This is a genomic window from Variovorax sp. P4_B11, assembly GCF_056402355.1.
The window spans coordinates 161,751-179,526 of sequence record NZ_JBFUHO010000003.1; the positions used below are offsets into that span (position 1 = coordinate 161,751).

Below are 17,776 nucleotides of genomic sequence, written 5' to 3' on the forward strand. Positions count from 1 at the left end.
GCGAGGGCGGCCCGCGCGAGCGCGCTGCCGCCGCGATGAGGATGAAGAAGAAGGACGCCTCGCCTGTGTGGCCGCAGGCGTGCCCGGCGTCTCAGGCGGTGCGACCGGATGCCGTTGCCGTGCGCGTGGCCAGCCAGCGCGCATCGCTCGGGCGGCTGTCACCGCTGCGGGCCAGCACGCACACCACGAAGGCGGCGACGATGTCGAACACCGCCAGCACCACGAACAGCGGGCTGTAGCCGACCTGCGTCACCAGCACGCCGAACAGCGCGGTGAAGGCCGCGGCGCCCAGGTAGCCCGCCATGCCGCCCATGCCGGTGGCGGTCGCGACCTCGTTCTTGCCGAACATGTCCGAGGTGATGGAATACAGCGCGCCCGAGAGGGTCTGGTGCGCGAAGCCGCCCACGCACAGCAGCGCGATCGCCATGTAGGGGCTGGCGACGAAACCGACGCTGGCCGGTCCGACCATGAAGAGCGCACCGACCACGAAGACCATCTTGCGCGAGGTGAACAGCGACACCTTGAAGTGCTTGTGGAAGAAGGGGCTCAGGTAGCCGCCGAGCACGCAGCCGATGTCGGCCGCCAGGAACGGCATCCAGGCGAACATCGCCACTTCCTTCAGGTTCATGTGCCGCTCGGTCATCATGTAGAGCGGAATCCAGGCGTTGAAGGTCTGCCAAGCGGGCTCGGAGAGCATGCGCGGGATGCCGATGGCCCAGAAGTCGCGGCTGCGCAGCATCTCGATCCAGCTGCGCCGGGGGCTCGCGGCCTGGCTGTGCTTGGCCTCCTGGCCCGACAGGATGAAGTCGCGCTCGGCGTCCGACAACAGCGTCTGGTCGCGCGGGTGGCGGTACACCAGCATCCAGACCAGGCTCCAGGCGATGCCCAGTGCGCCGACGATCAGGAAGGCCCATTGCCATTGCCCGTGCAGCAGCGCCCAGACGACCAGCGGCGGGGCCAGCAGGGCGCCGATCGACGAGCCGATATTGAACCAGCCGATCGCCACCGAACGTTCCTTGGCCGGGAACCACTCGGTCGTGGCCTTGACGCCGGCCGGTATGCCGGCCGCCTCGGTGAGACCGAGCAGCCCGCGGAAGAAGGCCAGGCTTTGCCAGCCGGTCGACCAGGCCGCCGCCGCGCAGGCCAGCGACCAGGCGAGCGCGAAGGCGGCGAAGCCGATCTTGGTGCCGATGGTGTCGAGCAGGTAGCCCGCCACCGGCTGCATGAAGGCATAGCAGAGCTGCCAGGCGACCACGATGTACGAATACTGCTCGACGCTGAAGTCGAGGTCCTTCATCAGCGTGGGCGCCGCCACCGACAGCGTGTTGCGCGCGAGGTAGTTGACGATCAGCCCGGTCGTCACCAGCCCGACCATCCACCACCGGATGCCCTTGATTTTCATGATTCCGTGTCTCCCGTGAAGGTGTTGCGCTGAAGATGCGATGCCAGATGTCATAGGTTGTCAGACAACATGGAGGACTATCTTTCAGGATCCTGACGCCGTTTATTCGTAGTTACCCTTGGAAATCAACATCTATACACAGAAAATTGGCGAATAGATACCTTTCTACTTATAGGATGTCCGATAACTAGAGGCGCGGGAGTCCTGTGGCTGGGTGGGGCCCGCCGGATGGCGGGTCCTATCATCGGCACATGGCAGACATTTCCTCGACCCTCCCCGAAACCCCTGGGCTCACCGCGTCGGACTTCGCGCCGGCTGCGGGGCGTCCGGCGGTGCGCGGCAGGGGGCTGACGCACGGACTGGTCGAGGCGCTGGGGGCGCAGTTGGCGGCCGGACAGATCAAGCCGGGTGACAAGCTGCCGACCGAATCCGAAATCATGGAGCGCTTCGGCGTCGGCCGGGGCGTGGTGCGCGAGGCGCTGTCCCGGCTCCAGGCTGCCGGGCTGGTGCAGACGCATCACGGGGTCGGCACCTTCGCGCTCGAGCCGGCCTCCGAGGGGCGCTTCCAGTTCGGACGGCCGGCCGCCGGCGGCATTGCCGACATGCTGAAGATGCTCGAACTGCGCACCAGCGTCGAGTCGGAAGCCGCCGCCCTCGCGGCCATGCGGCGCAGCGACGAGCAGCTGCGGGAAATGCAAGGCGCACTCGAGGATTTCGAGCGCCATCTGACGGCGGTCGGCGAGACCGTCCCACCCGATTTCCGCTTCCACCTGGCGATCGCGCAGGCGACCGGCAACCGGTACTTCAGCGACCTGATGGCGCATCTGGGCCTGGAGGTGATTCCGCGCACGCGGGTCTCGTCGTCATGGCTGAACGTCGAGCAGCGCGCCCAGCACCTGCGCAAGGTCCACCAGGAGCATCAGGACATCTTCGGCGCCATCGAGCGCCGCGACCCCGAGGCGGCGCGCGCGGCCATGCGGATCCACCTGGTCAACAGCCGCGAGCGCCAGCGGCTGGCGCACGCGGACCCATCGTCCGGCGGTGTCGCCGCGGCCAGCTAGAGGTCCGGTGTCGTCATCAGGTCTTGCGGATCGCCAACTCGGCAAAGCCGGTCGCAGGGTCGAGCTCGCGGGTGAACTGCCACCCCGGGAGCCATGCGACCAGAAGCTCGACGGTCGTGCGAACGATGCAGCCCGGGGCAACATGGCCCCCGCGGACCCGGCCTTCGGCATCGGAGACGCTCATGTGCAGGTGCGAGCCGGTGGGCGAGAGGGTGCCCGCCAGCGTGAGGATCTCCAGATCGCCGGCCAGTGTCGCCGTGGTCTCGATGCCGGCGTAGCGCAGGCGCGCGGCACCCAGGCTGCCGATCCCCGAGAGCACGAACGCGGCCGCGCCGCCGCGCGCGGCCAGCGCCGCATCCAGGGCGCCGCGCAGGTCGTCGCCGGGGTGGAGGCGCAGCGGCGTCGCTTCCAAGCCCGGCTCCTCAGGCGGACAGCGCCTCGAGCAGCTCGGTCTCGATCGCCAGCTGCGCCCGCTGCCCCTGCAACTCGGGCCCGCTGATCAGGAAGGTGTCCTCGACGCGCTCGCCCAGGGTCGTGACCTTGGCCAACTGCAGGTTCAGGTGGTGGCGCGCCAGCACGCGCGCCACCGAATAAAGCAGCCCCGCGCGGTCGCTGGCCGAGATGCTGAGCAGCCAGCGCTGCGCCTTTTCGTCGGGCAGCAGGCTGACGCGCGGCTTGATCGGGAAGCTGCGCACCCGGCGCGAGACCCGGCCCTTGCTCGGTGCCGGCAGGGGACCGGCCTCGCTGAGCGTCTTGGCCAGGCCGGTCTCGACCATGCTGATCAGGTCACGGTAGTGCTCGGGAACGAAAGTGGTCACGACCTGGAAGGTGTCGAGCGCGAAGCCGTTGCTCGCGGTGTGCACCTTGGCGTCCAGGATGCTGAAGGACGAGTGGTCGAAATAGCCGCAGATGCGCACGAACAGGTCGGGCTGGTCGGGCGTGTAGACCACCACCTGCAGCCCTTCTCCGACCGGCGACAGGCGGGCCCGCACGATCGGCGGCGTGTGCGGATCGATCGGCACGCCGGCATGCGGCACGTGGCGCGACAGCTGCTTGGCGTGCCAGGCGATCTCCGAACCGTCGTGGCGCATGAAATAGCCGACATCGAGCGTTTCCCACAGCGACTTGTGGGCCTCGAAGGGCTCGGCATGCAGCGCCAGCAGGACCAGCGCCTCGCGCTTGCGGGCCTCGATCTCGGCGCCGGGGTCGGGCATGCGGCCGCCCAGGACGCGCGAACTCAGCCGGTACAGGTCCTCGAGCAGCTTGCCTTTCCAGGCATTCCAGACCCGTGGCGAGGTGCCGCGGATGTCGGCGATGGTCAGCAGGTACAGGGCCGTGAGATAGCGCTCGTTGCCGACGCGTCGGGCGAAGGCACCGATCACCTCGGGGTCGCTCAGGTCCTGCTTCTGCGCCACCTGGCTCATCACGAGGTGCTCGGCGACCAGGAACTCGATCAGCTTGGCGTCCTCGCGCGAGATCTCGTGCTGGCGGCAGAAGCGCCGCACATCGCGCGCACCCAGCGTCGAATGGTCGCCTCCGCGGCCCTTGGCGATGTCGTGGAACAGCGCCGCGATGTAGAGGATCCAGGGCTTGTCCCAGCCGGCCGCGAGCTGCGAACAGAAGGGGTATTCGTGCGCATGCTCGGCGATGAAGAAGCGGCGCACGTTGCGCAGCACCATCAGGATGTGCTGGTCGACCGTGTAGACATGGAACAGGTCATGCTGCATCTGGCCCACGATGCTGCGGAAGACGCGCAGGTAGCGCCCCAGCACCGAGGTCTGGTTCATCAGCCGCAGCGCATGCGTGATGCCGCGCGGCTCCAGCAGCATGCGCATGAAGGTCGCGTGATTCACGGGGTCGTTGCGGAACTTGCTGTCCATGACGTGGCGCGCGTTGTAGAGCGCGCGCAGCGTGCGCGCCGACAGGCCGTTGACGCCGATGGTCTTCTGGTAGAGCAGGAAGGTCTCGAGGATCGCGTGCGGATCCTTCAGGTAGAGGTCGTCGCTCGCGACCTCGATCAGGCCGCCCTTCTCGAAGAAGCGCTCGTTGATCGGGGTCGGCTCGTCGGCCTGCGGCTGCAGCTTCTCGGCGATGTTGAGGAGCAGGATCTGGTTCAGCTGGGTGACCGCCTTGGCGGCCCAGTAGTAGCGCCGCATCAGCGCCTCGCTGGCCAAGCGCCGCGACTCGCCGACATAACCGAAAGTGGCGGCCACCGCGGTCTGCAGGTCGAACACCAGCCGGTCCTCGCGCCGGTTGGCGGTGACGTGGAGGCGGGCACGGATCAGGCCCAGCAGCGCCTCGTTGCGCTTGATCTGCTGAATCTCGAAAGCGGTTGCCAGGCCGTTCTTCGCCAGGTCGTCCCAGCGGTTGCCGAAACCCGCGGCCTTGGTCATCCAGAGGATGGTCTGGAGGTCGCGCAGGCCGCCCGGGGATTCCTTGCAGTTCGGCTCGAGCGCGTACGGCGTGTTGTCGAACTTCTGGTGGCGGTGCCGCATCTCCTGCGACTTGGCCGCAAAGAAGGCCTGCGGGTCGATGACCGCGAAGAAACGCTTGCGGAAGGCGGTGTAGAGCTTCTTGTCGCCGATCACCAGCCGGGCTTCGAGCAGCGACGTTTGGACCGTGACGTCCTTGGCCGCCTCGCCCAGGCATTCGGCGACCGTGCGCACGCTGGAGCCGATCTCCAGGCCGGCGTCCCAGCAGCGGCCGATGAAAGCCTCGAGACGAGCGGGCTCGATGTCCGTGCCGTCGCCCTCGGGCAGCAGCAGCAGGACGTCGACATCGGAATAGGGGAACAGCTCGCCGCGCCCGAAACCGCCGACCGCCACCAGCGCCAGCTGCTGGCCGAAGCCGGCGTCCTGCCAGAGCGCACCGAGGGTCTCGTCGGCCAGCGCCGCCAGTTGCCGCAGCACGGTGTGGACGCTGCGCGTGGGGGCACGCGCGCTGCGCAGCTGGTCGAACAGCGCCAGCTTGTGCGTGCGATAGGCGTCGCGCAGCGATGTGATGTCCACGATCGGCGCCCGGAGAAGCGGCCGCTTCAAGCCGCGGCGGCGACGAAAGCCGGCGGCGGCGGGCTGCCCGCAGAGAGCGTGAGCACGTCGTAGCCGGTCTCGGTGACCAGCACCGTATGTTCCCATTGGGCCGACAGGGAGTGGTCGCGGGTGACGATGGTCCAGCCGTCGTACTGGCCGCCCTTGGCGTCTTCCTTGATCTCGCGCTTGCCGGCATTGATCATCGGCTCGATCGTGAAGGTCATGCCGGGCTTGAGCTCCTCGAGCGTGCCGGGCCGGCCGTAATGCAGCACCTGGGGTTCCTCGTGGAAGCCGCGGCCGATGCCGTGGCCGCAGAATTCGCGCACCACCGAGAAGCCGTTGCTCTCGGCGAAGCGCTGGATCGCGAAGCCGATGTCGCCCAGGCGAGCGCCCGGCTTGACCTTCACGATGCCGTGCCACATGGCGTCATAGGTGAAGGCGCACAGCCGCTTGGCCGCGATCGAGGCGTCGCCGACCACGAACATCCGGCTGGTGTCGCCGTGCCAGCCGTCCTTGATGACGGTGATGTCGCAGTTGATGATGTCGCCCTTCTTGAGCGGCTTCTCGTTCGGGATGCCGTGGCAGACCACGTGGTTGACCGAGGTGCAGATCGACTTGGGGTAGGGCGTGCTGCTGGCGCCCATGTAGTTGAGCGGCGCCGGAATGGCGCCCTGCACCTGGGTGATGTAGTCGTGGGCGAGCTTGTCGATCTGGTTGGTGGTCGCGCCGGGCACGATGTGGGGCGTCAGGAAGTCCAGCACCTCGGAGGCGAGTCGGCACGCCACGCGCATGCCGGCCACGCCCTCGGCGTCTTTGTAGGTAATGCTCATGGCCGGAATTATCCCATCCGAGGCCAAAATTCGCCCCGAGCTCGGCACTTCGTGTCCTCGCGACCCCCGAGGGGTTGGCGGCCACCTTGGGGGCGGCCCGGCGGTGGCCTAAAATTCAGGGTTAGCGCGGATGGCCCCAGTCAGCGGCCGCTGCCTCATTCTCATGAATCCCAACGCGGCCCTTGCGGCCGACCCGAACGTGACGCTGCCCGTGAACCCGCCTTCCCATCGTGCTGTCCATGCCGCCCCCGTGGTGAGCTTCTTCGAGGGCGGCAGCGCCCTCAGCGATTTCCGGGCCCGGCAGCTGCTGCCTCGCCTGCAGGCCGTCGAGCCGCGGATCGAGGGCCTGAGCGCCCGTTTCGTCCATCTCGTGGTCACCGACGATGCCCTCGACAGCGTCGCGAGAGAGCGCTTCGCCGCCTTGCTGGGCTACGGCGAGCCCTTCGCGGCGCCGGCCAAGGCCGGGCCGACCGTGATCGTCACGCCGCGGCTCGGCACCGTGTCGCCCTGGGCCTCCAAGGCCACCGACATCGCCCACAACTGCGGCCTGGCGCTGCGCCGGGTCGAGCGGGTGACCGAATACCACCTGGTGCTCAAGGCGCCGCTGCTGGGCAAGGCCCCCGCCCTGGAAGGCGACAAGCTGGCTGCGGTGGCCGACCTGCTGCACGACCGCATGACCGAATCGGTGCTGGGCCGGATCGACCAGGCGGCCGAGCTGTTCGCCGAACTGCCGCCGCAGCCGATGGCGCAGGTCGACGTGCTCGGGGGCGGGCGCGCCGCACTGGTGGATGCCAACAAGCGCTTCGGCCTGGCGCTGGCCGAGGACGAGATCGACTACCTGGTCGAAGCCTTCACCCGGCTCGGGCGCAACCCGAGCGACGTTGAGCTCATGATGTTCGCGCAGGCCAACAGCGAGCACTGCCGCCACAAGATCTTCAACGCCGACTTCGTGATCGACGGCGCGGCGCAGCCGCAGAGCCTGTTCTCGATGATCCGCAACACCGAGCGCCTGAATCCGCAGCACACGGTGGTCGCCTATGCCGACAACGCCTCGGTCATGGAAGGCACGCGGATCGAGCGTTTCGTGGCGGCGTCCGAATCGGGCAGCTACCGCAAGCAGGACGCACTGAGCCACGTGCTCATGAAAGTCGAGACCCACAACCATCCGACCGCGATCTCGCCGTTCCCGGGCGCCTCCACCGGCGCCGGCGGCGAGATCCGCGACGAGGGCGCCACCGGCCGGGGCTCCAAGCCGAAGGCCGGCCTGACCGGCTTCACGGTGTCGACGCTGTGGCCGGCCGACGGCAGCTACGGCAAGCCCGGCCATATCGCGAGCCCGCTGCAGATCATGACCGAGGGCCCGCTGGGCGGCGCCGCCTTCAACAACGAGTTCGGCCGGCCCAACCTGCTGGGCTACTTCCGCGAATACGAACAGGCGATCGACAGCGACCAGGGCACGGTGCAGCGCGGCTATCACAAGCCGATCATGATCGCCGGCGGCCTCGGCAGCATCGATGCCGGCCAGACCAAGAAGATCCGCTTCCCGGCCGGCGCGCTGCTGATCCAGCTCGGCGGGCCGGGCATGCGCATCGGCATGGGCGGCAGCGCCGCGAGCTCGATGGCGACCGGCGCCAACGCGGCCGAACTCGACTTCGACTCGGTCCAGCGCGGCAATCCCGAGATCGAGCGCCGGGCGCAGGAAGTCATCAACCATTGCTGGCAGCAGGGCGACGCCAACCCGATCCTGGCGATCCACGACGTCGGCGCCGGTGGCTTGAGCAACGCCTTCCCCGAGCTGACCAACGACGCCGGCCGCGGTGCGCGCTTCGACCTGGGGGCGGTGCCGCTCGAGGAGTCGGGCATGGCGCCGAAGGAGATCTGGTGCAACGAGAGCCAGGAGCGCTATGTGCTGGCGATCGCGCCCGAGTCGCTGGCGCAGTTCCGCGCCTTCTGCGAGCGCGAGCGCTGCCCGTTCTCCGTCGTCGGCGTGGCGACCGAAGAGCGCCAGTTGCTGGTGGCCGATGAAGGCGCCGAGGCGCAGCCGGTCGACATGCCGATGGACGTGCTGCTGGGCAAGCCGCCCAAGATGCTGCGCGACGTCAAGACCGTGGCGCGCCGCTTCAAGCCGCTGGACCTCACGGGCGTCGACCTGCAGAAGGCCGCGATCGAGGTGCTGTCGCATCCGACCGTGGCCTCGAAACGCTTCCTGATCACCATCGGCGACCGCAGCGTGGGGGGCTTGAGCCACCGCGACCAGATGGTCGGCCCCTGGCAGGTGCCGGTGGCCGACTGCGCGGTCACGCTGGCCGATTACCGCGGCTTCGCCGGCGAGGCGATGAGCCTGGGCGAACGCACGCCGCTGGCCGCGCTCGACGCCCCGGCCTCGGGCCGGATGGCGGTCGCCGAAGCCATCACCAACCTGCTGGCGGCGCCGATCGAACTGTCGCGGGTCAAGCTGTCGGCCAACTGGATGGCCGCCTGCGGCGAACCCGGCGAGGATGCGGCGCTGTACGAGACCGTCAAGGCCGTTGGCCTCGAGCTCTGCCCGGCGCTCGGCATCTCGATCCCGGTGGGCAAGGATTCGCTGTCGATGCGCACCCAGTGGCAGGAGGGCGGCGAGGCGAAGAAGGTCACGTCGCCCGTGAGTCTGATCGTCACCGCCTTCGCGACGCTGGCCGACGTGCGCGGCACGCTGACGCCGCAGCTCGACGCCGACGAGCCCGACAGCACGCTGGTGCTGGTCGACCTGGGCCGCGGCAAGCATCGCATGGCCGGCAGCATCCTGGCGCAGACGCTGGGGCAGAGCGGCGACACGGTGCCCGACCTCGACGATCCGCAGGACCTGGTGAAGCTGGTCGCCGCCGTCAATGCGCTGCGCGCCGAGGGCAGGATCCTCGCGCTGCACGACCGCAGCGATGGCGGCCTGTTCGCCGCGGCCTGCGAAATGGCCGTTGCCGGCCATGTCGGGGTCGCGCTCAACGTCGACCTGCTGGTCACCGAGGGCGACGGCATCAGCGACAGCCGCGCCGAATACGGCGATGCCAAGAACTGGGCTGGCCAGGTCAGCGCGCGGCGCGAAGAACTCACGCTCAAGGCGCTCTTCAACGAGGAACTGGGCCTGCTGCTGCAGGTGCGCACCGCCGAGCGCAACGAGGTCATGCAGACCCTTCGCGCCCACGGCCTCAGCGCCCACAGCCATTTCGTCGGCAAGACCCGGCCTGCCGGCTCGACCATGGATGCCGGCAAGGGCAAGATCGAGGTCTGGCGCGACGCCAAGGCGGTCTTCAGCGCCGCGCTCGCCGACTTGCACCAGGTCTGGGATGCCGTCAGCTGGAAGATCTGCCGCGAGCGCGACAACCCCGACTGCGCCGATGCCGAGCATGCCGCGGCCGGCGACCCGCAAGACCCGGGCGCGCATGTGCTGCTGGCACCGGGCGCGACCGACAACGTGGCTGCGCCCTTCCTGAACCTGGCCAAGCCGAAGGTCGCGATCCTGCGGGAGCAGGGCGTCAACTCGCATGTCGAGATGGCCTACGCCTTCACCGAGGCGGGTTTCGAGGCCTTCGACGTCCACATGACCGACCTGCAGACCGGCAGGGCGGACCTGGCCGACTTCAAGGGCGTGGTCGCCTGCGGTGGCTTCAGCTATGGCGACACGCTGGGCGCCGGCATCGGTTGGGCCCGCAGCATCACCTTCAACCCGAAGCTGTCCGAGCAGTTCAAGGGCTTCTTCGGCCGCGCCGACACCTTCGGCCTGGGCGTCTGCAACGGCTGCCAGATGTTCGCCGAGCTGGCCGACATCATTCCGGGCGCCGAAGCCTGGCCCCGCTTCACGACCAACCAGAGCGAGCGTTTCGAGGCCCGGCTGTCGATGGTCGAGGTGCTCGATTCGCCCAGCCTGTTCTTCGCCGGCATGGCCGGCAGCCGCCTGCCGATCGCGGTCGCCCATGGCGAGGGCTTTGCCAACTTCAAGCACCGCGGCGACCCCGCGAAGGCCATCGCCGCGATGCGCTTCGTCGACAACCACGGCGAAGCGACCGAGCGCTACCCGTTCAATCCCAACGGCAGCGCCGGCGGCCTGACCTCGGTGACCACCGCCGATGGCCGTTTCACGGCGCTGATGCCGCATCCCGAGCGGGTGTTCCGCAACATCCAGATGAGCTGGACCTCGGGCAATCCGAGCGATCTCAGCCCGTGGATGCGGATCTGGCGCAACGCGCGCAAGTGGGTGGGCTGAGCCCCTCGCTGCGCGTCGACTCCCGCGGCGCGGGAGTTCCTGTAGACCGATAACCAGCCCCGGCCGTCCAGGCGGCCCGCGGGTCGGCGCGCGCCTCCAGCCCCAAGCAACCGTTGTTCGTCGGACCGCGAGGCCCGGCGGGTCTAGCCGCGCCTGCGGGCTCGCGCGGGTGATTCGCTGCGCCAGTCGTTGGTGGAGTTTCAGACCATTCTCATGTCAATAGTGGTGAATTCTTATTAATATTAACCTGTTTTCAAATTGATCAATGCAATTGACCAAGCGCTGCGATTCGAGTTGAAATTCGAGAAAAGTCTGCAATTGAACGATTGTTCGGAATGTGTGGATTTTTCCCTGGCAGTAAATTGATGGCAATTGGATAATAAAGTCATCAAAGAAATCAACCTATTTACATTCACAAGGTATTCATCATGAACAAGTCCATCCTTTTCGCCGCCCTCGCCGCAGTTCCCTTTTTCTCGTTCGCGCAAAGCGCCAATACGATCACTTTCCGCGGTGAAGTCACCGAGCAGACCTGCTCGGTCGCGGTGAACGGCAATGCCAGCAGCCCGGTCGTGCTGCTGCCCACGGTCAGCACCTCGGATCTCGGCGCGGCAGGTTCGACGGCCGGCCAGACCGAATTCACGGTCTCGGTGAGTGGTTGCACCGCCAGCGTGACGCCGCAAGCGGTCAGCACGGTCTTCCTGCCGAACAACACCACCGTCGGCGGCAATATCGCCAACACCGGCACGGCCACGAATGTCAGCCTGCAACTGCTGGACCCGGCGGCCCCCGCGGCGGCCTTTCCTCTGACCGGCGGCTATGCGGCGCCTGGCCTGCAGGTGGCCGCCAACGAAACCTCGGCTTCGCACAACTTCGCGGTTCGCTACTTCGCCGAAGGCGCTGCCGCCACGGCCGGCACGGTGGTCGGTGCCGTCCAGTATTCGGTTGCCTACCCTTAAATGACCCTGGCATCATCACGGTCTCAGTCAGCGCGTGACCGGCCAACGAGGAGAAATCGATGTTGAAGAGCGTGCGGTGTCTGTTGGTGTTTCTGGCCGTTCTCGGCTGTGCGATTCCCTCGCTCGCGAGCGTCGTCATGACCGGCACCCGGGTGATCTACCCGGGTGGCGCCAAGGAGCGCAGCATCCAGTTCAGCAACCAGGACGATGCGCCCAGCGTGGTCCAGATCTGGATCGACAGCGGCAATGCCGACTCGACGCCCGAGACCGCGGATGCACCCTTCGTGGTCACGCCGCCGGTCTTTCGCATCGAGCCCAAGTCCGGGCAGACCGCCCGCCTCATCTTCACGGGCAAGGATTTGCCGCAGGACCGCGAATCGGTCTTCTTCATCAACACGGTGCAGATTCCGGCGATGAATACGGCCGATGCGGAGCGCAACAAGATGTTGTTGCTGCTGCGCAACCGGGTCAAACTTTTTTACCGTCCGACCGGAATTGCCGGAGACCCCGAACACGCGGCCGACAAGCTGCGCTTCAGCGTGGAGCGCGATGGCGCGGAATGGAAGATCACCGCCACCAACGACTCGGCCTTTCATATCTCGCTGATCGACGCGAGGATCACCGGGGCGGGAGAGGACATCGTCCTCGCACCCGACATGATTGCGCCGAAAGCCACCTTCGACTGGCGCATCAAGAGCAACGCCAACCTGGCATCGGCGGGTCGCAGCATCACATTCAAATTTGTCAACGACTACGGCGGCGAAAACAAGGGGGAATTGCCTTTGGCCGCGCGTCGATAGACTCCAAAAAAAAGAGGGCTTCAATCGGTGGATGCTGCAAGGCAAGCGCAAGCGCGTTTCTTCGAATGCCGGGTGCGACGCGTTCACAGGTCAACAAAGCTCTCCGCAGTGGTCATCGGGATCGCCCTTTTCTCGGCCCTCCTGCAGGCCGCTCCGGCCGATGAGGCGCCGACCTATCAATTCGACAGCGGATTCCTGATGGGGTCCTCGCTCGGGGCCGGTGGTCTCGAGCGCTTCAACAAGGCCAGCGCCATCGATCCGGGCGTCTACCAGGTCGACGTTTTCGTCAATGGCGCCTTTCGCAGCCGAAAGGCCGTCGAGTTCCGCGCCGTTGGCAAGGAGGTCGTTCCCTGCCTGGAAAGCTCGTTCCTGGTCGGCGCCGGCGTGCTCGCCAGCAACATTTCGTCCGACGGCGTCGAGCCGGGTGCTGCCCAGGACGCCTCCGCCGCCGTCTGCCTGTCGCTCGGCCAGCGCATCGCCGGCGCCCGAGCGGCCTTCGACCTGCCGCGCCTGCGGCTGGACCTGTCGATCCCGCAAGCGCTGATGAAGCGCGCGGTGCGTGGCGCGGTCGACAAAGCCGACCTCGACCCGGGCGTGCCCGTGGGCTTCCTCAACTACGACACCAATTACTTTCGCGCCAGCAACTCCGGCAGCACCAGCGAATCCATGTACCTCGGCATGAATTTCGGCGCCAACGCGGGGATGTGGCGCTTTCGCCAGCAGTCGAGCTACAACTACCAGAACGGGCCGGGCTATGGCGGGGGCCACTGGAACTCGATCCGGGCCTACGCGCAGCGCGCCTTGCCTTTGCTCAACAGCGAACTCACCATCGGCCAGAGCTACACCAGCGGCACGCTGTTCAGCTCGGTCGGCTTCGAAGGTGCCCAGCTGGCCACCGACGAGCGCATGCTGCCGGATTCCCAGCGCGGCTTCGCCCCGGTGGTGCGTGGCATCGCCTCGACCAACGCGCGGGTGGTGGTGCGCCAGGGCAACAACGAGATCTACCAGACCACGGTCGCACCCGGGCCTTTCGTCATCGACGACCTGTACCCGACCAGCTTCCAGGGCGACCTGCAGGTCATCGTCACGGAGGCCGATGGCCGCGTGTCGAGCTTCACGGTGCCTTTCTCCGCAGTGCCGGATTCGATGCGCCCGGGTGCTTCGCGCTATGCCGCCACGGTAGGCCGCGTGCGCAATGTTGCCGACAGCCGGGCCGCCTTCGGCGAACTGACCTACCAGCGCGGTCTCACCAATTCGCTGACCGCGAACGCAGGCGTCCGCGCGGCCGGCGACTACCAGGCGCTGCTGGCCGGTGTCGTGACGGGAACGCCGATCGGCGCGCTCGGCGCCAATGCGACCTACTCGATCGCCAAGGACCCGGCCGGCGGGAGCAACCTGACCGGCTGGCGCACGGAGCTGACCTACAGCCAGTCCTTCCAGCCCACGGGCACCAACTTCGCTCTCGCGGGCTACCGCTACTCGACCGGCGGATTCCGCGAGATGGCCGATGCGCTCGGTTCGCTCAGCGCCCATGACAGCGGACAGGTCTGGCAGTCGAGCACCTTCCAGCTGCGCAACCAGATCGTCGCCAACCTCAGCCAGAGCCTCGGCGACTACGGCCAGCTGTTCCTGACGGCGGGCGTCAGCGACTATCACGGCGACAACAAGGGCCGCGACACGCAGTTCCAGTTCAGCTACAACAACAGCTACCGTGCCGTCAGCTATGGCGTGAGCATCGGACGGCAGCGCACCGGCGCGTTGTTCGGCCTGGGCTCCTCGCAGCCGCTGGGCGGCCCGGCCCAGAACGCCACGATGGCCAACATCGTGATGTTCACGGTCTCCGTCCCGTTGGGCACAGGGCCGCGGGCCGCATCGGCATCGGCCTCGGTGGCGCGGCGCAGCGACGGCGGCACCAGCTACCAGACCTCGGTGGCCGGCATGGCGGACGAAGCGCAGACACTCAGCTACGGCGTGAGCGCCGGCCACGAGACGCCGGATGGCGTCACCAACGTGAGCGGCAACCTGCAGAAGCGGTTGCCGGTCGCGACCGTCGGCGCCAGTGTTTCACAGGGCCAGGGCTTCTGGCAGGCGGGGGCCAGCGCCCGCGGGGCGGCGGTCGTGCATGCGGGCGGCCTGACCTTCGGGCCCTACGTCAGCGACACCTTCGGCCTGGTCGAGGCCCAGGGCGCGAGCGGGGCCGGCGTGCGCAACGGGCTGGGAGCCCGGGTCGACGGCGCCGGCTTCGCGATCGTTCCCTCGCTCTCGCCGTACCGCTACAACGACGTGGCGCTCGATTCGCAAGGCATCAACCGCAACGCCGAGCTGGACGGAAGCCAGCAGCGCGTTGCGCCTTCGGCCGGCGCCGTGGTCCGCCTGAAATTCGCCACCCGGACCGGCCATGCCTTGCTGGTGCGCGCGGCGATGGACGATGGCAAGCAGCTTCCGTTGGGTGCCACGGTGTATGGCAGCGACGGCGCCAGCATCGGCATGGTGGGGCAGGGCGGCCAGGTCTACGCGCGGGTGGCCGATCGCGAGGGCCGGCTGACCGTCAAATGGGGCGATTCGCCAGCCGAGCGCTGCGAAATTCCCTTCCAGCTCAGCGAGCAGGCCGCTGAAGAAGTGCTCTACAGGTTCGACGCCACCTGCCGGCCGGTCGGCCCCTGAACGCAACGTATCCTCGCACCCGGAACCCACGATGTCTTTTCGCCGTTTCTTCACCACCCTGCGCCTGCCGCGATCGCTGCCGGCCTGGGCCGTGCTCGCTGCCGCCCTGGCGGGTGTGCCGGCGCAGGCCTGGGCCACCTGCACGCGGATCAGCTATGCGCCGGCCACCACGTATCCGACGACCTCGGTCTACTACGTGGATCCGGCCTTCGGCACGCACAACACCTGGACCGGCGCGACCGACACCGCGGGCGCCAGCGGGGTGCCGGCATCGGTGAATATCAACACCAGCACCTTCCAGCCTGACGGCACCCTGCTGGCCAGCGGCAGCGCCAGCATCCTCACGCTGGGGCTCGAGGCGTACACGGCGGACCAGGTGCTGTTCCGTTGCGATGCGACGGACGAGGGAAGCCTCTTCGAGTTCTACGCGACCAATGGCGATTCCACCTGGGGGGGCATGCACGAGGACGGCGTTGCCTTCGGCTTGCCGGGGGCGTATCGAACCTCCTTCAACGGCATGCTGATCCGCGTGACCCACTCGGCGAGCGGCAACTACTTCCTGCGAAATTGGCAGGCGCGGCAACTGACGAACCTGGAAAAGGACGGACAAGGCAAGATCCTGGTGAAGGCCAAGAATTTCAGCGACGTCCGTGTCGAACTGTTTCGGGTCAGCAACGAGGCCACCGCAGGGGGGTGGAACACCTCCGGCAACTACACGAACTCCCAACCCGCCGCCTACATCGCGTTCAAGGGTGGAGGGCAGTCGCCCGCTTTGGCCGTGGGCCTGGATTCCCTGTCCTACTACTCCGGCTGGTACAACGCCTGGCCGGGCGCCGTCAGTCTCTACAACCGGCTCACGGTGCGCCGCTCGGCGACCTGCTCGGTGAGCAACGTGACGCCGAACGTTCAGTTCCCGGTCATCAGCATCGCCGAGCTCAACAGTGGCGCCAACCGGCAACTGCCGGTCGACATCGCGTTCCAGTGCCAGACCGGCGCGCCCGCGAACACCGGGCTCGCCGCCTTCGCGAGCGGGACGGAGGCCGGGCGCACCGCGATGGGTGTGCTGGTGCCGGCAGCCAACTACCAGAGCGCCGTCGCCCAGGGCCTGACCACCGGTGGCAGCGGTGTCACCTTCCTGCTGTCCGACGACTACGGCCAGGCCGGAGTGGCCGGCGGGGTCGGCGTCGCGCTCACGCAGGCCGACGGCACGCCCCTCAACTTCCTCGGCAATGACCAGGTGACCGGAGGCGGCACCGCCGCGGGCTGGTACCCGGTGCTGCAGGGCGCCAGCAGCACGGGCGTGACGGGCGGCGTCACCTCCTACACCAAGCGCCTGAACGCGACCCTGACCAAGATCCCCGGCCGCAGCGTGACGCCGGGCCGGCTCAATGCGCGCGCCCAGGTCGTGATTCGCATCCAATAGGGAGTTTGTTTCTCATGACGGTCCGCAGCGCCAAGTTGTTCTCTCCCCGAGGTCGCGCGAGGGCGTTCGCCGGTGCCGGCCTTCTGGTGTCGGTCTTTGTGCTGGCCGCGGCCCAGGCCATGGCTGGCGTGATGGCCGAGTCGACCCGCGTGATCTTCCCGCCCGATGCGAGGGAGCAATCGCTGCAACTGGTCAACCTCAACACCTACCCGGTGGTGGTCGAGGCCTGGGTGGACGATGGGGAGCTGAAATCGGCGCCCGAGAACTCCACCGCGCCGGTCATTCCGCTGCCGCCGATTTTCCGCATGAACGCCGGCGACCAGCTGAGCCTGCGGCTGCTCTACACGGGGGCGCCGCTGGCCAAGGATCGCGAGTCGCTGTTCTGGCTCAACCTCTACGAGATCCCGCCCCGGCCGCTCGACCTGCCGCCGGACAGCGCGACCCTGACCGTGGCGGTCCGAACCCAGATGAAGGTCTTCTTGCGGCCCCAAGGCTTGCCGATGGCGGCCGGCGAGGTGGCCGACAAGCTCGTGTTGTCGCTTCAGGCCGAGCCCGGGCGGCCCGCGCTCAAGATCGACAACCCGACGCCCTATTACGCATCGATCGCCGCGGTCCAGTATGCGAACGCGCCGGCGGCCGAGCAGGTGGAGGCGCTGATGGTGCCCCCCTTCGGCAGCCTCGACGTGGACCTCAAGCCGCCGGCCAACGCGGCGGGAGACGCGGAGATCGCCTTCACGCTGATCGACGACGAGGGCAACGCCATCGTCCAGAGGCGGTCGATCAAATCGGCTCCCTTGCGCTAGTTCGAAGCCTCAGTCGTAGGCAACGGTCAAGATGGCGCCACGCGCCACACCGGCTGTGGCGGTGGGCATCGCGGCGATCGAAAGTGCACCGCCCCGAGGGCCAAGATGGCAGCCACCCGCGGGCATCGGTGTCGCTCCGGTGCAACGGACGGCGACGGGCAATGGGCCCAGGCCGTCGGCGTGCACGCTCGCGCTCAGGTTGCTGCTGCTCGAGAAACTGATTTCTGCCTCCGGCTTCGAAATGGAAGTGGCGTACGTGGAGGAAGGCGCCGCGGCAGTCACCCGAACCTCATAGGGGGGCTCGACGATCGCGCCCAAGAAGGTGATGGTGCCATCGGCGGCGCGGGAAACAGCAGGAAGCGCACAGATCGAGCAAGCGGCGAGCACTGCCAGCCGAGAGGAAACCGCGCTAAGTCGGGTCATATCGAGCTCCTTTTGAAACCGGCGCCGCAACAGCCGACACGGCCATCGATCGACAAATTGTTTCATCTAGTTACTCTATACGTAATCTGAAACGTTTGTGTGGAATATGTGCGGTCGCTGCAGAGTGATAGGCCTGGGTACCTCT

Annotated in this window: 12 protein-coding genes; 7 read left to right on the forward strand and 5 right to left on the reverse strand. The window is 67.5% G+C overall.

Going from position 1 to position 17,776, the window contains the following annotated elements; genetic code table 11:
- Positions 1-91: 91 nt before the first annotated feature.
- Positions 92-1,402 (reverse strand): MFS transporter, encoded by a 1,311-nt coding sequence (locus AC1DYD_RS04780; RefSeq protein WP_478171594.1) that lies wholly within the window; start codon positions 1,400-1,402, stop codon positions 92-94.
- A 251-nt stretch (positions 1,403-1,653) separates the two neighbouring features.
- Between AC1DYD_RS04780 and AC1DYD_RS04785 the strand changes: the two genes are divergently transcribed.
- Complete coding sequence (locus AC1DYD_RS04785) at positions 1,654-2,463, forward strand: FadR/GntR family transcriptional regulator (protein ID WP_478171595.1); 810 nt, start codon at positions 1,654-1,656, stop codon at positions 2,461-2,463.
- A gap of 16 nt (positions 2,464-2,479) precedes the next feature.
- Here the strand turns inward: AC1DYD_RS04785 and AC1DYD_RS04790 are convergent, their stop codons facing one another.
- From AC1DYD_RS04790 to map, 3 genes are read right to left on the reverse strand one after another with little or no spacing between them, the layout of a single operon-like run.
- Positions 2,480-2,875, reverse strand: a complete 396-nt coding sequence (locus AC1DYD_RS04790) for a PPC domain-containing DNA-binding protein (RefSeq protein WP_478171596.1) — start codon at positions 2,873-2,875, stop codon at positions 2,480-2,482.
- 10 nt (positions 2,876-2,885) lie between these two features.
- Entirely contained in the window at positions 2,886-5,474 is a 2,589-nt protein-coding gene (locus AC1DYD_RS04795) for a [protein-PII] uridylyltransferase (protein WP_478171740.1), read from the reverse strand.
- A gap of 23 nt (positions 5,475-5,497) precedes the next feature.
- On the reverse strand, positions 5,498-6,322 hold the full coding sequence (gene map / locus AC1DYD_RS04800) for a type I methionyl aminopeptidase (protein ID WP_478171597.1): 825 nt from the start codon (positions 6,320-6,322) through the stop codon (positions 5,498-5,500).
- Between the two features lie 163 nt (positions 6,323-6,485).
- Between map and purL the strand changes: the two genes are divergently transcribed.
- The 6 genes from purL to AC1DYD_RS04830 all read left to right on the forward strand — a co-directional run bounded on the left by purL (position 6,486) and on the right by AC1DYD_RS04830 (position 17,208).
- The gene (gene purL / locus AC1DYD_RS04805) at positions 6,486-10,559 is read left to right on the forward strand and encodes a phosphoribosylformylglycinamidine synthase (RefSeq protein WP_478171598.1); all 4,074 of its coding nucleotides are present in this window, start codon (positions 6,486-6,488) and stop codon (positions 10,557-10,559) included.
- A 428-nt stretch (positions 10,560-10,987) separates the two neighbouring features.
- Entirely contained in the window at positions 10,988-11,518 is a 531-nt protein-coding gene (locus AC1DYD_RS04810; protein WP_478171599.1) for a fimbrial protein, read from the forward strand.
- A gap of 59 nt (positions 11,519-11,577) precedes the next feature.
- On the forward strand, positions 11,578-12,318 hold the full coding sequence (locus AC1DYD_RS04815; protein ID WP_478171600.1) for a fimbrial biogenesis chaperone: 741 nt from the start codon (positions 11,578-11,580) through the stop codon (positions 12,316-12,318).
- Positions 12,319-12,426: 108 nt separating this feature from the next.
- Complete coding sequence (locus AC1DYD_RS04820) at positions 12,427-14,982, forward strand: fimbria/pilus outer membrane usher protein (protein WP_478171601.1); 2,556 nt, start codon at positions 12,427-12,429, stop codon at positions 14,980-14,982.
- Positions 14,983-15,013: 31 nt separating this feature from the next.
- A complete protein-coding gene (locus AC1DYD_RS04825; protein WP_478171602.1) occupies positions 15,014-16,405 on the forward strand; it encodes a fimbrial protein in 1,392 nt (463 codons plus the stop codon).
- 14 nt (positions 16,406-16,419) lie between these two features.
- On the forward strand, positions 16,420-17,208 hold the full coding sequence (locus AC1DYD_RS04830) for a fimbrial biogenesis chaperone (protein WP_478171603.1): 789 nt from the start codon (positions 16,420-16,422) through the stop codon (positions 17,206-17,208).
- A 9-nt stretch (positions 17,209-17,217) separates the two neighbouring features.
- Here AC1DYD_RS04830 and AC1DYD_RS04835 read toward each other — a convergent pair whose 3' ends face one another.
- Complete coding sequence (locus tag AC1DYD_RS04835; RefSeq protein ID WP_478171604.1) at positions 17,218-17,697, reverse strand: hypothetical protein; 480 nt, start codon at positions 17,695-17,697, stop codon at positions 17,218-17,220.
- Between the last annotated feature and the right edge of the window lie 79 nt (positions 17,698-17,776).